Origin of the sequence: Treponema berlinense (assembly GCF_052273165.1) — a bacterium.
Lineage (GTDB): Bacteria > Spirochaetota > Spirochaetia > Treponematales > Treponemataceae > Treponema_D > Treponema_D berlinense_A.
The window spans coordinates 1-14,982 of record NZ_DAVZIU010000006.1 but is presented as its reverse complement, the minus strand read 5'-3'; the positions used below and the strand labels follow the sequence as shown (position 1 = coordinate 14,982).

The window sequence follows — 14,982 nt, the reverse complement described above, 5'->3', positions numbered from 1 at the left end:
TCCATTAAAAAATCAGACCGCAACTTTCCGACCGCGACCGGCTTTTCACGGTTCCGCTTTCGCTCCATTGCTTCGCAACTGGCGCCGTTACAATCCGGGGTAAATTTTTCCGCAAAACTTCATTCACTTTTCGCGCCTTGTTGTCAGTTTATACAAAACTTTCCATAATCTATATTACAATTTGTTCATTTATCTTATAATTCTTCTAAAATGAACAAATTTAAGTGCCACTTTTGCAGAATTTGCAACGGAACAGGCTGCATCGACCAGCTTCCAGGCATGGGCGGTGTAAATAGAAACATAAATTTTCGTCTCAACAGCGACGGCTGGGAAGTTCTCCGCAAAGAAAATCCTCTCGTCTTTATAAATTTTATTGAACGTCCGGTAAATGAACGAATTCCTCAAATTGCTTTTGCACCAATCACTGGAGCAGTAGAAAACATCGGTTTTTCCAGCGAAGAAGAATATTACAGTTCAATTTTTTCAGCAATCCATAAAAGCGGAATTGAACTTTGCGTAGGCGACGGATTTCCAGACGACAAAATCATATTCGGTCTACAGGCCATAAAAAAAATTCAACAAATCGAAAAAAATACAAAGGCAAATTTCTTTATAAAACCTTTTCAAAACAAAAAAATTTTTGAACATATCGAAATGGTTCTGCCGTTTGCAAAATCAATCGGAATAGACATAGATTCTTACAATATTGCAACAATGCAAAATCTTGTTCCGCTCGAAAAAAAATCCGCTTTGCAGTTACAGGAAATTCAAAAATTCTTGAACTCAAAAAATATTCCCTTCGTTTTAAAAGGCATTTTTGACAAAGACGGAATAGATCTCGTTAAACAGGTCAAACCAGATGCCGCCTACATTTCAAACCACGGTGGACGCATTCAAACCAGAATCGGTTCAACTGCCGAGTTTTTGCAAAATCACAGCAGAGAACTAAAAAATTATACAAAAAAAATCTGGGTAGACGGAGGAATCCGCACAGCCCTCGACGTAGCAACAGCCATGGCTTTCGGTGCTGACAAAATTTTAATCGGACGTCCCTTTGTAACCGCTTATTGCAAAAACGGCGAATCTGGAATCTGCCAAAAAGCCCTCGAATTCAGTCTTTTGCAATATGCAAAATAAAAAAGACTGTCCGAGCCAGACAGTCTTCTCAATTTGCCTAGAATTTTGCTTTTCTTAAACGAACTTCCTCTATATCTTCACTGAAGAGTTCACGCAAATCGTTCAATCCCAGCGCCATGAGAGCCATACGGTCAATTCCCATTCCCCAAGCAAGAACCGGACAGTCAAGCCCCTGAGCTTTTGTTACTTCTGGTCTAAAAATTCCTGCTCCGCCAAGCTCAAACCAACCCAAAACAGGGTGCTTGATATGAACTTCTACAGAAGGTTCTGTAAATGGAAAGTATCCTGGAACATATTTAACTTCTGTTGCGCCAGCAACTTCTGTTGCAAACATTTCGAGCATGCCGAGCAAAGTGCGCAAATTTACATCATTTCCAGCAATAATTCCTTCTGTCTGATAAAAGTCAGAAAGATGGGTTGCGTCAACCTTGTCATAGCGGAAACAGCGGGCAATACCAAAATATTTTCCTGGAACTTTTGCCTTGTGCAACTGATGAGCCGAAAGAACGGTTCCTTGCGAACGTAAAACCAAACGGCGCGTAAATTCGTGGTCAAAATCATAATTCCAGCCACGGCTTCCTGTGTTTCCACCGTTTTTGTGAGTTTCGGCAACGTTTGAAAGCCAAGGTTCTTCTATTGATTTTGCATGTGTCGGATTTTTTATGCGGTAAACATCGTGAATATCGCGGGCAGCGTGGAACTGAGGCATAAAAAGCGCATCACCGTTCCAGAATTCTGTTTCTACAAGCGGACCGTCATATTCTTCAAAACCAAGCGAGCATAACTTGTCTTTTACATGTTCAAGAAACTGCACATAAGGGTTTGTGCGTCCAGGAATAATGCGTGCTGGCGGAATTGCAATGTTATAACCGCGGAATGTGCCTTTTTTCCACTCGCCTGTTTCAAGCATTTTTGGAGTAAGTTCTCCAATTTCGTTTCCGGTAATTCCTGCTTTTTTAAGAGCTTCAACAACTTCTCCAATCGCTGGAGTAAATTTATAAATTACGGTTTCGCGTTCAATGATTCTAAAAGCACTGTCGGCCGCACCGCGTTTTTTTGCGTAAGATGCAATTGCATTTTTTTCTTCTTCGGATAAAGAAGCACTTTCCAGCTGACCGTTTTCTGCTCCAACTGCCTTTTTAAGAACTTCACGGGCAAGCGTAATTCTTGCAGGAGTCTGAGCACCTGTATATTCGGCTTTTTTTTCAGCATTCATTTTTAAAACGCCATCTTTTGAGAGCGGACCAAAGGCAGAGCCAACATCTCTCTGTTCAAGACCAGTTCCAGCTGCAATTTCTGGAAGAGTTTTTGCTCCATTGTCTTTTACATATGCAATGATTTTTTCTTCTGGGGTGCCATTTTCTGCAAAATTGCGTCCCAAATCCGTAATTTCGTAAAAAGTATGTGGAATACGACGTTCAACGTTTAAAAGTTCTTTTCCGCCAAGCCAGCTAAAAGCCTGATTGGCATGACCTTCTTTGTAGCCAAGCTCTTTTTGAAGTTTTTCTGAACTCAATTCATCTTTTTCTGTATATTTTAAGAGAACTTTTATTTCGAGTGGGTGAAGATTTTTAATAATATTCTGAATATCCATTTTTAATTCCATTTTCCAGCAACGCCGGTATAAAAAATTTGAGCCAGTTTCCGTTTGGAATCCAGCTCATAGTTCTTTCAAAAAATTTGTTTTTTATTTAACGCTGAAATCTAACGTAAGACTGATACATAGCCCACTTAAAGCCTGTTTTTTCGTCTTTGTAGTATTTTACGGAATCGCGTTTCATATATTTGTATCCGTAATAATCATACTGATCCTGAAAATCTTTCAAAACAGCAAGCGCTGTATTCATTGCTTCGCCCTGATCAAAAGCTACTGCATGACAAGTATAGAACAGCCGTACTTCGTCAGTAAGCGGAGTATATTGAAGTTCAACCTTGGCGGTTTTATTTGTAACATGCTGATCTTCCGGAATAATTGTCTCAATTCCGTTATCCGGCTTTGGTTTTAAAAGATCGTCAATTTCGTCTGCAAATGCAACGGCAGAAAAACAAAATACTGCTGCTACAAGGGCACAAATTTTTTTCATTATTAAATTCCTCCCAAACCCCGATAGTTTTATGTTTCAAAACATTTCGTAATTTAGTATTTTATCGGTTTCCATAAAAAAATCAAGCATAACACGATATCGGCCAGCTTCAACACCAATCACTGGAGCACAACAGATTAAAAGTCTGCTTTCTATTTCTTTTGGTTTATTTTTTATTTGTGAGCGCCAATATTCTCGAATTGCATTTTTTATTGCTTCTGCGCAAGCCTGCTCAATTCCAGCAAATCCGTCTTGAAGTTTTCCATAGCCAACACCACGAATCCTCGGATTTTTTACAGTTTGCCACGATTTATAAAGATTTTGCTGAAATTCACTTCTATCAAACTCAACGCGACAGTAAAGCCTGTCATCCTTAAAAGCTGAATTTTTATATTGAATAGAATTCAATTCGCTTTGCGTAAGCTCTTGAATCGGCTCAAAATTCAAATATTCTTTAACTCCGCGGGCTTTATCGTAAGGCGTATATTCAACCTTCCAGCCGTAAAGCATTCCTTGAACAAAAAAAGGCGCAGTTTTTTTTAAACGGTTTACCGGAAGAGCGTTTTCGTTTTTTTCCAGATCAAGATTTTTTTCTTCTTCATTCCAAACAAAACCTGGAAAAGCTTCTTTTTCTGCCCACAAAAGAATTTGAATTTTCTGCTCCTGATTTAAATTCTGGGCAAAGGCTGAATTCAAATTCACGCTCAAAAAAACAAAAATCGAAAAAAATAAAATTAACGGTAAGCGTTTTTCCATACTTTTAACGGATTTATTCCAAACCTTACAACAAAATACAACCAAGCAAATGCAAATCCTACTAAATGAACAGAATGAGCAACTCCGTCCCTAAACGAGAAAAACTGTTCAAAAAATTCAATCAGAGCATAAGAAAGAACCAAAATCGGCGCAGGAACCGGAATCAATCCCCAAATAAAAATTGTGCTTCTCGGAAAAAGAATCGCATAGGCAAGCAAAATTCCGTAAACCGCTCCGCTGGCGCCCATCAAAAAGACTCTGTACAGTCCAAAAAAATAATAAACCGCCAAAGAAAAAATTCCGCCTGCAAAACCAATCAAAAGATACATCAAGACAAATTCTTTTGTGCCGACTGTCTTTTCAACCGCAAGTCCAAAACAAAAAAGTCCAATCATATTAAACAAAACATGAGTAAAACTTCCGTGTATGAACATATAAGTAAAAGGCTGCCAGAACATCTTATATGCAAGACAGGTATAGACGTTAAGTGAACAAAAATATTGAATTTGCGGAAACATTTTTTCAAGCAAAAAAATTCCTGCATTTATAAGAACAATTATTATTGTCGCATTTTTAAAACTGTATTTAAAAGGTTTTCGTATTATCGATGCCATATTTTTTATTCAGTAATTTTAATTTCAGAAATAAGTCTCTCGTCCGCAAAAGTCACACGGTTTCTTCCGCTGCGTTTTGAAACATAAAGCGCCTGGTCAGCCTGATCAACAAGCTGCTTTGGCGAAGAAACAAGATTTTTTTCAGAATCAAAAACCGTAACGCCAATCGAAATCGTAACTTTTACATGCTGATTTTCGTAACAAAAATCATATTCTTCAACATGCCGTCTGATTCTTTCCGCAACAGTCATCGCGTCGTCTTTTCCGGTTTTGTCCAGCATGACGGTAAATTCTTCTCCACCGTAACGGCTTGCCAAATCGCAGGAACGAATGCAGGAGCGTATAATTTTTGCAACTGTCTGCAAAACATAATCTCCGCAGGCATGACCGTAAGTGTCGTTGAATCTTTTAAAAAAATCAATATCGAACATAATTACGGCAAGCGGCAAATTTTGCGCCATTGCGGCATCAAGTTTGTCCGTAAGCACATTGTAGAAAAAATATTTCAGCTTTAAGTGCGTCATCATATCGGTAGAAGAACGTTCGAGCAAAGTTGAATTATAAATCGCAACAGCAGCAAGAGAGGCAATTGTCAAAATCAATTCCTTTTCGTACGAACTGTAGCCCTGTTCTTCTGGCAAAGAAATTTTTTCGCCAAGCACCAGAATTCCGTCAAGATGATTTCTTTGAACGAGAGGAACAATCAATGACGGTTTTAAAGAAGTAATCGGCTCTAAATCCGCATAGGCAGGAACTTCCGCCTTTAATTCATCAATCGTAAAAACTCTGTCAGTTTTTGTAATAACATTTATAAGCGGATTAGACACTGAAATTCTATAAGTTACATTCGGGTCAAGTTCAAGACCGTTATAGTTTCTGTTCAAAACAAAATAATCCGAATCCAAAGGCTCAGGAACAAAAACACCAGCTCCCAAAACCCTAAACTGCCCCATGCAAGTATAGAGGATTGACTCAATCAATTGTGAAAATTCAATTGTCGAACAAAGCGAACGAGAAATTTCCAAAAGCGTCTTTAAATCATAAATCTTCTTTTCATACTGGCTGACGATTTCAGCATATTCTGGATTTAAACTTGGAGTTAGCTCTGAATGTGATAAATCTTGACTCATTTTCTTTCGACCTCTCCAACTATAACGTAATTCTTCATTATTTCAAGAAAAATTGCCCATTTTTCCAGCTGAGTTTCCAGCCTGTTGGAATTTTCTCTGTTTCGTGAAGAGCCCAGCAAAACTTTTATATTTGAACACAAATCTGGTTTTACTTTTTTTGAATCAATAAAAAGGTCGCCAATCTGCTTGTACAAATCAAAGAACTGCGATGCAAAATTTTGAACAGTTTCATAAGCCTGTTCATTTATATTATCGACAGTTGCTTCTAGTTTTTTTACAAAATCCGCATTGCGCTGACCGTCACGGATAAAACCTTCGATAACTGCCTGATCGTTTTTCCCCTCACGTTTAAACGAACTGTCAAATTCGTCCAAAGCCTTTACACATTCTTCGCAACTGTAAACCGCATCCGAAAAAGATTTTTTAATCAACGGATTTTCAAAAAAACCTTCAATTACAATATCTTCAAGAAGATTTTGAATCGAATCCGTAAAATAATGAACTGCAAACGTTTTTTCAATTTGTAAAGGCGTAATCCAATTGTATGATTTTGTACAATTAGATCGTATATTCGCACTGTTCTGACTATTATAAGCAAAAAGTTCTTCAAGCGGATTTTCTTCAAAAAGTTTTTTTAAATCTGTCGAAATCGTGCTGTCCTTAATTTCGGTTTTTATCCTCGTCTCATCGGAAACAAATTTTTCTTTCATAAAATCTGCAAAACGATGGCGAGAACCAGGCTTATATCCTGCAACCTGTGGAACAAGTTCGGGTTCTTTTTTTGCAAGGCGAATCACTTTTAACTGAATTTCCGGCTTAAGAAATTTTACAAGAATCGAATTCATTTTTTTTAAGGCTTCTAAATATTTTTCCGAGCTTGCAGAATCAAGTCTTTTTCCGCCGCTGGATATTTCCGTCAAAGCAACAACAGCCCGTCCGAGCGACGAGGTTATTTTAAAATGCGCCGTAAGATAATAAAAATCTAAAAGAGAAGCAGCCATTGCCTCTGGAACGCAGGCGAAAAAATCCGCCTTATAATCGGAAATCAAAGCGGAATAATTCGGGTCAAAATTGTGAATTATATTCAAATAATTAAATTGACAGATGTCATTCAACTGCTGCAGCGATGCAATAATTTCATCAATTTTTAAAAATTCTGGTGAATTTAATTCTTTTAGAAGATATTCCAAGGTATGCTTTTGGTTTTCAAAAACCCTGTTCATCGGCAAATTCGAATCAAGGACTTCCTGCTTTCTTTTTTCCAAGTCCAGATTTTCGAGTTTTTCCTGATTTAGGTTAGAAAACCCGGTTAACAAAAGCTGTGCTTCGTAAAAAGTTTTTCGCTTTATGTCTGTGCTGCAAATTGTCTGAGAAAGCAATTCTTCAAGAATTTTAGAATTTTCAAAGAGAATTCTAAAAAGTTCGGCAAAATTCGGTTGCAAAAAACCGTTTTTAAAAATCACTGGCTGAATCAGCTTTAGTTCCTGTTCAATTTTATGCAAAGCCTGTTTTTTCTTTACTTCCGGGGACGAGGCCATAAAAATCGATTCAAAAATGTCAGTTAAAAATGATAAAATCCCCATAACAACTATTTATTCTAAAATTAAAAAAAGTTTTTTACAACCCAACAAAAGCATATGAAAAACAGTTTTTAGATTTAGCCATTACAGATACTGCTGCAAAACCTCTTTGAACTCAGTTTGGGTTGAACAGGCAATCACTTTTAAGCGAAGTTCTTTTGCTCCATCAAAACCTTTTATATAGTTGCTAAAACGGCCACGCATTTTTAGGCAAGCGGCTTTTTCACCGATTGAATCAATCAAAAGTTGCATTTCCTTAAATCCCATTGCCAGACTTTCTGACATTGAAATTTCAGAAATTGAGCCTTCTGTCAGAAATTCTCGCACTCGCTTAAAAATAAAAGGGTTTCCCTGTGCGGCTCTTCCAATCATTATTCCGTCGCATTTTGTTTCTGTAAGCATGCGTTGTGCATCCTGAGGAGTTTTTACATCGCCATTTCCAAAAACAGAAATTCTACCATTAACATATTCAACAAGTTCCTTGATTGAATTCCAGTCGGCACTTCCGCCATAACCTTGAACCGCTGTTCTTCCATGCAAAGTAATTGCTTTTGCTCCAGCTTCAATCGCCGCCTGAGCACATTCCTTAAAAGTTATGTGTTTTGAATCCCAACCTGTACGAATTTTTACAGAAACTGGCACATTAACGGCCTGAACAACAGCTTTTGTAATTGAATAGAGTTTTTCCGGCTCACGAGTCAAAACGCTTCCAGCTCCAGTTTTTGTAACCTTAGGAACTGGGCAACCACAATTTATATCAATACATTCGCATCGAGTTTCTTTATGGACGATTTCCGCAGCACGAGCCATAGTTTCTGGCAAAGAACCAAAAATCTGAACAGCATAAGCCTTTTCGTTCGGCGCGCGCCTCATCATCTCAAAAGTTTTTTTATTGTCCCGAACCAAAGCTTCAGAACTGATCAGTTCCGTATATCCAAAATCCATGCCACAGTCAGCACAAATACTTCGATAGCTTGCATCGGAAAAATCCGCCATAGGTGCAAGAAAAATATTTCCGTCTAAATAGAGAGAACCGATAGAAACAGGATGATAAAGCGAACTCATTTATTCCGGCAAATTGAAAACTTTACAGCTGTTTGTCCAAAGCTGCTTACTCAAATCTTCCAGAGGAACTTCCAGCATTTCTGCAAGAAATTTTGCAGTCGAAGGCAGATAAGCCGGCATCGTGCGCTTTTTTTCGCGGAATTCGGCAGGAATCATGAACGGACTTTCTGTTTCGATTAAAATTCTGTCTTGAGGAATATTCAAAACCGTTTCATGCAAATTTCTTGCATTGCGATAAGTCAAATTTCCTGCAAAAGAAAAATAAATGTTAAATCCAGCTTCAAGACATTTTTTTGCAAAAGGAGCATCTTCGCTATAACAATGCAAAATTGCGCCTTTTGAAGGAATTCTGTGCTTTAATACATCAAAAATATCTTTTCCGGCATCGCGGTTATGAATAATTACAGGAAGCTGATGCTTTTCTGCAAGTTCAAGCTGAGTAATAAAAAGTTCCATCTGAGTGCGTTTGTCGCCAAACTGTTTAAAATAATCAAGACCAGTTTCGCCAACAGCAACAACATTTGGCAGAGAAAGGCTTTCTTCGATAGTACCAATCCAATCTTTTCCTGGAGTTGTAACTTCAGAAGGAGCAACTCCGACAGCATGATAAATTCCAGGAATTGCTTTTAAAGTCTGGTAAACTTTTTTAAAATCAATCAGAGAATTATTGATAGAAACGATGCGTGTAACTCCAGCAAGGCGTGCCTGAGTAATAACGCGTAATTGTTCAATAGGATCATCGTAAATAAGCCCGATGTGAGCATGAGTATCAAAAAATTGCATGGCTTTTTCTTCCGAAATAGAAAATGATATGACAGACACCTGCAAAAAAACAAGTAATCTGTAAACTACTTTATACCGATAGAATATACGAGAAATTATATATTGTCAAATTAAAGGGACTTTGAAAAAAAATTGCATTTTGCGACAGCTAAAAAGACGTTATTTCACAACAACAGCGCTAAAATTGACATATTTATAGTGCTTTGTTATGATAAAATGTTAATGGTATATTTGGGGACAACTGTTCCTAAATGTTTCAGTAATTTATGATGAAATGCAATCACCGGAGAAAAAATGGCTAAAACTCGGCATTATAAAAAAATAGAAAAAAACATCGCTTCTTCTTTTATGTCTGTTTTAAAAGCAGGTTTTTCGAAGACAGGTCGTTTTTTTGTTAGGTTTTTCAAGATTTGCGACAGCAGGCTTACAATCATGATTGTTCCGCATTCGCAGAGCAAAGTTGTAAATTTCCAGACGAATGTCTTTGCGCTCTGCTTTGGAATCGTGCTTATAGTAGGAATTATTTCTTCATTTGTTTATTTTAACAGACAGGCCGCTGGTTCAAGCGCAGAAATAAGCCGTTTAATGAACGAAAACCGTCAGACACTTGCAAGCCTTGACGAACTTCGTGACGAAAACAACAATCTTTTACAGACAGCAAAGCGTTTTCAGTCATCACTTTCGCAGTCTCTTTCGCTCCTTGGAATTGACAACTCAAGCTCAGTTTCAAAAGCGTCAATGAACGACTCCGACCTTTCTTCGCTTTTTGACACAAAAAGTCAGGTTACAGGCTCAACAAGAGAAGCAACAGATATTCGCCAGTTGAATTCTTATCTTGAAAATGCGGTTCAGCCAATTGAACAGATTGGAAAAATGCTCGAAAGCCAGGGCACACTTTTTACAGATATTCCAAACATCTGGCCAATCCGCGGAGGAATCGGACACGTTTCCATGCCTTTTGGACAGAATATGCACCCAATTACAGGTCAATGGTATATTCATAAAGGACTTGACCTTTCTACCTGGCGCAGTGGCGACCCGATTGTAGCAACCGCAAACGGACAAGTCGTTTCTGTAGGTTATGATTTCAGTTTTGGAAACTTTGTAATCATCAAGCACAAACACGGAATTTACACACGCTATTGCCATATGCAGACAGCGCGCGTAAAAAAAGGAGAATTTGTTTCGCAAAGACAGATTATCGGAACAATCGGTAACACTGGAATTACAACAGGTCCTCATCTTCACTACGAAATCCACATTGGTTCGGATGTAGTAGATCCTGCAAAATACGTAAACGTAAAATTTTCAAAATAAAATGGCATTCACTTCCGACGATATTTCAATCAATACACTCATTGGTCCTGGTTCATTTGTTTCAGGGGATATAAAGATAAATGGATTTATTCGAGTTGATGGAGATATAAAAGGAAAAATCGAAAGTCCTGGAAACATAATAATTGGAGAACGTGCGAAAATTCAAGGCAATATAACGGCTTCATCAATTGTTGTCGGCGGAATCGTTCTTGGCGACATAACCGCTCCAAAAGGAATCAAACTTCTTTCAAATTCCGTAGTTATTGGCGACATTATGACAAAAAGTCTTCAAATTGAAGAAGATGTAATCTTTAACGGACATTGCATTTCTCTCAGCAACGAAGAAGAATTCAAGGCTTCAAGCAGGCAATATTTGGATCAGCAGGCAATTCGCAGCAAGGTTATTTAAATGGCTGGAATCGACGCAATAAAAAATCAGTCACTTTATTTTGCAGCAACTCAAGAAGCCGCAAGACAAAAAGCCAGAGAAGCTGGTAAAAATTCAAAAACGGCAACGACAAAAAAAAGTGTTTTTGCAAATTCCCTTCAAAAAAAACAGGAAGAATTCAATCTTGCAAGCGAAGGTCTTCCAATAGAGCTTGCGGGAATGGAAATTGAAGAGGCCGTTGTTTTTTTAAAAGACGAATTGGACTCTGCTGGAGATAAACTCGCTTCAGATCAAAGTTTGGAGCAAATCGAGAATTACCGAAAAAAACTCAGCAACTTTATGAAATATGTAACCCGAAACAATTATGAAGTTCTGATTTATAAACGAAAAAAACGGGGTTTTCCGCTGATTGACACAAAAACAGGAAAACCAGCATATTTTGTGCAAATTCAGGTTATAAACGAAAAACTTGAAACTCTTACAAACGACATAATTTACAACCACAGAAAAAACCTGAATATACTTGCAAAAATTGAAGAATTAAACGGGCTAATCGTAGATTTACTTGCCGATTAAAATTCTGGAGGAAAAAATGAGCGACATTTTTGAAAACGATATAGATGACGAAAGCGAAAACCTTGCCACATTGGAAGATTCGGACATTCGCAAAAACACTAGCGGAACAGACGAAAATTTTGTTTACCCAAAACCGCTTTACCTTGCAAAATTGGAATATTCGAGCGAAGGTGTGTACTGTTCTGTTCCAAAAAAATTCCCAGAACTAAAAAAAGGCGATGCCATCATAATCCCAACGCGCTACGGCAAAGACCTTGCAACAGTTTTAGGAAAAGCAGACCGCCCAATCGGCATTAAACCGTCAGACATTGTAACCGTAGAGCGAAAAGCAACAGACGCAGATTTAAAAAAATACGAGGAACTAGCAGAAAAAGAAGAATCTGCATTTAAAACCTTCCGGGAAAAAGTTGCTCTCCACAAACTTGATATGAAACTTGTTTCCGTGCACTTTCTCCTGGAAGAATCAAAGGCTCTTTTCTTTTTTTCGAGCGAAAACCGCGTAGATTTCCGCGAACTTGTAAAAGACCTTGTAAGCATTTTTAAAATGCGCATTGAATTAAGACAGATTGGTGTACGCGACGAAACTAGAATTACTGGCGGACTGGGAGTTTGCGGAAGACCTTGCTGCTGCCACTGCGTAAGCGACAAACTCGCTCCAGTTTCAATCAAAATGGCAAAAGAACAGGGGCTTTCCCTAAATTCCATGAAAATCAGCGGACAGTGCGGAAGACTTTTGTGCTGTCTGAGTTACGAATTCAACTGGTATTCGGAAGCAAGAAAAACCTTGCCAAACGAAGGTGTTCATGTTTTTTACGACGGAACCCAGTTCAAAATCACAGACGTAAATCCGCTTACAAAAATGATAAAAATGCTCGGCGAAGACGGCCGCATTCTCGAAATTCCAGCAAAACGGTTTGAAAAAGAAAATTCAAACCGCTGGAAAATCAACTAGCTTACAACGGCAACAACTCTCTGGCTTTTTTCTGCAAATGGATTTTCAGCAAAATCGCTGTACAATTCAACCTTAGAAAAGCCAGCTTCGAGCGCAAAACTTTCAATTTCGGAAGGTTTTAAAAGGTAAACCGGCGCATCCTGGGTTACAACCAGTTTTTTGTCATTGCTGTTCGTCAAAACCTGTTCAAGATAAAATTTTTCGCCACGTTTTTCGATTACAGATTTTAAACTCGAACGAATGCTTTCCCGAACTGGAAATTCAATTTTTTCAAATTCAGAATAATTTTCAAAATTTGGCAATTCAAGAATCAAAAAACCGTTTTCGGAAACCAATTGTCGACAATCAAAAAAAAACTTTTTCATTAAAGTTTTGTCATGAGTAAAAATAATTCTGCCATTTAAAATCGAAATAATATTGTAAAATTTTTTGCCCAGAAAACGGGTCATTTCCAGCGATGACATCGAAAAATAACGGACAGCCATTAACTGAGTCCGCCTTTTCCGGTTTGCACTTTCCAAAAGTTCCTGAGAAGTTTCAATTCCCGTAACGTCCGAACCTTCCCGTGCAAGATTATGTTCAAATGTTCCCGAACCGCAGCCAATCTGCAAAAATTTAACCGGTTTTTTGAACAGAATCATTTTTTTTTGATAAAACACTTTTTGTTCTTCAGTAACAGGATATAACTCATCATAGTATTCGGCTATGTTCTGATTTATTTCCATATTAAAATTATAAAGTCAAATTTCAAATTACGAAAGTTTTATTTTCTTAAATTTATGGAGCACATTTTTCGCTCTAACCGGCTCTTCACGGTTCCGCTTTCGCTCCATTCAAAAGCCGGAAATTTTTCCGCCTTTTGAACGCTCCGCGCCGTTCCGATCCGGGCTAAGTTCACGAATTTTATTGTACCTTGTAAAGAATAATTCCCCGGTTTTCTGTCAGAAATTACAACATTTTATATATATCATGGCAGGAGTTTTTCCGCCGTGAATCCGTCTTGGATAATTGTTCATCCAGTGCTCCGCCTTGGAAACTTCCTCATCCGTGACTTTCGGTTAATTGTCAATAAAAATTTGCTGAAAGTATAATAAAACTTTCTAAAAAGTATATCAAAATCTTTCCGATGTACTGTCAGAATGATTTGGATGTACTTGCCAGGAGAATGCCGCAAGCCTTGGGGAAAAGACGTTTTTTTTGTTCTGGCTAAAAAACTATTTAAAATGTTATATTATATATTTTGAATGTTGAATTTTTAAAAGAACTGTCATTGCGGTGTCAGGCACGGTAACGGTGCGAGACACACAAAAGTGCATAAGCCTGTAAAATTAGTTTATACCGAATATTTTGACACAGAGCAAGAAGCCCTTGCAAAAGAAAAATATCTAAAAAGCAGAGGTGGCAGAGAATGGCTGAAAAATATGATGAATTGTGCAAAATGACGAAAAAATCAGACACTCCGGCAATTAGATTTAAGGGCTTTACCGACGCTTGGGAACAGCGTGAGCTGGGGGATTGCTTTACAGAACGAGTTGAAAGTATGCCGGGTTGTGAATTGATTTCGGTTACTATCAATGATGGTATTAAAAAATTTTCTGAACTTGGCAGGCACGATAATTCAAATGATGACAAGTCAAAATATAAGAAAGTATGTGTTGGAGATATTGCTTACAACTCGATGAGAATGTGGCAAGGTGCAAGTGGTTATTCACCATTTTAACTTTACAAAGACACAACTCATTGTCTTGGAAATATTCCACCTTACTTTCTTTTCAATCAGTTCAGTTTCATTCATAAAAAACACCTCTTATTACAAAACAATCCCCATATGATAAAGCGGAACAAACCTGCTGTTCTCATAATTATTGAATCCCCAGTCGCTGTGCCAGTGGCCAAAGAACCATTTCTTATAAGAAATCATGGCTTCAACCTCATCATTAAAAGCAACCGTCGTATCTTTTATTTCAGAATCATCAAAAACAGAAATTCCTTTTCTTGGTCCTGTATGTGAAAGCACATAATCAAAACTACAGCCGTACTGTTTAATCTTTTCAATGCAATGCTCTTTTTCCTCAAGGCTCAATTCTTCCTGCTTCCACCAGGATTCATGTGGTGTACGGTAAACCTTATCATCACTCATTGCACCACCCAAAACAAGAAAGCTTTTACCTTCAATCTTGTAAACTTCCCCTCGTTTGAGATAAAAGATATTTTCGCTGACTTTAAATACCATACCGTCAAACATTTCAACTTCTGGCAAGTTTGCTATCATATCGTAATTATCATGATTTCCCATAACAGCAAGAATTGTAAAAGGCTTACTCTTATACCATTTGAGAAGATATTTTTCTGTCGGGTTCGTTGGTTGGATTCCATTTTCATCAACAGGGCATTTATACCAGGGGAGTCCAAAATCTCCAAGAATTATTACTGTAGAAATCCTTTTATAATCTGCCTGTAAATTTTTGCAACAGAATCTTATATGCTTTCCTGAGACGTTTGACATATCAAGCGTATTATGTGTATCACCGGTTATATAAATCAAATCTGCCTCCACTAAAAATCAATCGAAAGACATACTTTAAAATCATCTTCAATCA

The 14,982-nt window shown here is 37.8% G+C and carries 16 protein-coding genes and 1 pseudogene; 7 read left to right on the top strand and 10 right to left on the bottom strand.

Annotation, left to right across the window (positions count from 1 at the left end):
* Positions 1 to 210: 210 nt before the first annotated feature.
* On the top strand, positions 211 to 1,137 hold the full coding sequence (locus tag ACT6XC_RS03475) for an alpha-hydroxy-acid oxidizing protein (protein ID WP_443740812.1): 927 nt from the start codon (positions 211 to 213) through the stop codon (positions 1,135 to 1,137).
* Between the two features lie 37 nt (positions 1,138 to 1,174).
* Here the strand turns inward: ACT6XC_RS03475 and pheS are convergent, their stop codons facing one another.
* From pheS to ACT6XC_RS03435, 8 genes are all read right to left on the bottom strand, one after another.
* Positions 1,175 to 2,731 (bottom strand): phenylalanine--tRNA ligase subunit alpha, encoded by a 1,557-nt coding sequence (gene pheS / locus ACT6XC_RS03470; RefSeq protein WP_443740811.1) that lies wholly within the window; start codon positions 2,729 to 2,731, stop codon positions 1,175 to 1,177.
* A gap of 97 nt (positions 2,732 to 2,828) precedes the next feature.
* On the bottom strand, positions 2,829 to 3,221 hold the full coding sequence (locus ACT6XC_RS03465; RefSeq protein ID WP_443738150.1) for a hypothetical protein: 393 nt from the start codon (positions 3,219 to 3,221) through the stop codon (positions 2,829 to 2,831).
* Positions 3,222 to 3,257: 36 nt separating this feature from the next.
* Positions 3,258 to 3,917 (bottom strand): hypothetical protein, encoded by a 660-nt coding sequence (locus ACT6XC_RS03460; protein ID WP_443740810.1) that lies wholly within the window; start codon positions 3,915 to 3,917, stop codon positions 3,258 to 3,260.
* A gap of 38 nt (positions 3,918 to 3,955) precedes the next feature.
* Complete coding sequence (locus ACT6XC_RS03455) at positions 3,956 to 4,591, bottom strand: rhomboid family intramembrane serine protease (RefSeq protein ID WP_443740809.1); 636 nt, start codon at positions 4,589 to 4,591, stop codon at positions 3,956 to 3,958.
* A gap of 5 nt (positions 4,592 to 4,596) precedes the next feature.
* Positions 4,597 to 5,721 carry a diguanylate cyclase DgcA gene (gene dgcA, locus ACT6XC_RS03450; RefSeq protein ID WP_443740808.1) on the bottom strand — a complete coding sequence of 375 codons (1,125 nt, stop codon included), beginning with the start codon at positions 5,719 to 5,721 and terminating at the stop codon, positions 4,597 to 4,599.
* Entirely contained in the window at positions 5,718 to 7,304 is a 1,587-nt protein-coding gene (locus ACT6XC_RS03445; protein WP_443740807.1) for a hypothetical protein, read from the bottom strand. The genes dgcA and ACT6XC_RS03445 overlap by 4 nt, the downstream gene beginning before the upstream one ends.
* An 81-nt stretch (positions 7,305 to 7,385) precedes the next feature.
* Positions 7,386 to 8,366 carry a tRNA dihydrouridine synthase DusB gene (dusB, locus tag ACT6XC_RS03440; protein ID WP_443740806.1) on the bottom strand — a complete coding sequence of 327 codons (981 nt, stop codon included), beginning with the start codon at positions 8,364 to 8,366 and terminating at the stop codon, positions 7,386 to 7,388.
* Positions 8,367 to 9,149, bottom strand: a complete 783-nt coding sequence (locus ACT6XC_RS03435; RefSeq protein ID WP_443738144.1) for a TatD family hydrolase — start codon at positions 9,147 to 9,149, stop codon at positions 8,367 to 8,369.
* A 294-nt stretch (positions 9,150 to 9,443) separates the two neighbouring features.
* On the opposite strand from ACT6XC_RS03435, the gene ACT6XC_RS03430 reads away from it, so the two are divergent.
* The 4 genes from ACT6XC_RS03430 to ACT6XC_RS03415 are packed head-to-tail and all read left to right on the top strand — an operon-like array spanning position 9,444 to position 12,382.
* A complete protein-coding gene (locus tag ACT6XC_RS03430; RefSeq protein WP_443740805.1) occupies positions 9,444 to 10,466 on the top strand; it encodes a M23 family metallopeptidase in 1,023 nt (340 codons plus the stop codon).
* Between the two features lies 1 nt (position 10,467).
* Positions 10,468 to 10,875 carry a bactofilin family protein gene (locus ACT6XC_RS03425; protein WP_288518142.1) on the top strand — a complete coding sequence of 136 codons (408 nt, stop codon included), beginning with the start codon at positions 10,468 to 10,470 and terminating at the stop codon, positions 10,873 to 10,875.
* Positions 10,876 to 11,430, top strand: coding sequence for a DUF327 family protein (locus ACT6XC_RS03420; protein WP_443740804.1), 555 nt, complete (start codon positions 10,876 to 10,878; stop codon positions 11,428 to 11,430). It abuts the gene before it with no gap.
* 16 nt (positions 11,431 to 11,446) lie between these two features.
* Complete coding sequence (locus tag ACT6XC_RS03415) at positions 11,447 to 12,382, top strand: PSP1 domain-containing protein (RefSeq protein WP_443740803.1); 936 nt, start codon at positions 11,447 to 11,449, stop codon at positions 12,380 to 12,382.
* Here ACT6XC_RS03415 and ACT6XC_RS03410 read toward each other — a convergent pair.
* Positions 12,379 to 13,107, bottom strand: coding sequence for a class I SAM-dependent methyltransferase (locus ACT6XC_RS03410; protein WP_443740802.1), 729 nt, complete (start codon positions 13,105 to 13,107; stop codon positions 12,379 to 12,381). The genes ACT6XC_RS03415 and ACT6XC_RS03410 overlap by 4 nt on opposite strands.
* Positions 13,108 to 13,680: 573 nt before the next feature.
* Here ACT6XC_RS03410 and ACT6XC_RS03405 point away from each other — a divergent pair.
* Positions 13,681 to 13,824 (top strand): annotated as a pseudogene (locus tag ACT6XC_RS03405) (hypothetical protein); the annotation flags it as partial.
* Complete coding sequence (locus ACT6XC_RS03400; RefSeq protein ID WP_443740801.1) at positions 13,791 to 14,102, top strand: hypothetical protein; 312 nt, start codon at positions 13,791 to 13,793, stop codon at positions 14,100 to 14,102. The pseudogene ACT6XC_RS03405 and the gene ACT6XC_RS03400, both read left to right, overlap by 34 nt.
* 90 nt (positions 14,103 to 14,192) lie before the next feature.
* On the opposite strand, the gene ACT6XC_RS03395 is transcribed toward ACT6XC_RS03400, so the two are convergent.
* Complete coding sequence (locus tag ACT6XC_RS03395; RefSeq protein WP_443740800.1) at positions 14,193 to 14,939, bottom strand: metallophosphoesterase family protein; 747 nt, start codon at positions 14,937 to 14,939, stop codon at positions 14,193 to 14,195.
* Positions 14,940 to 14,982: the final 43 nt, after the last annotated feature.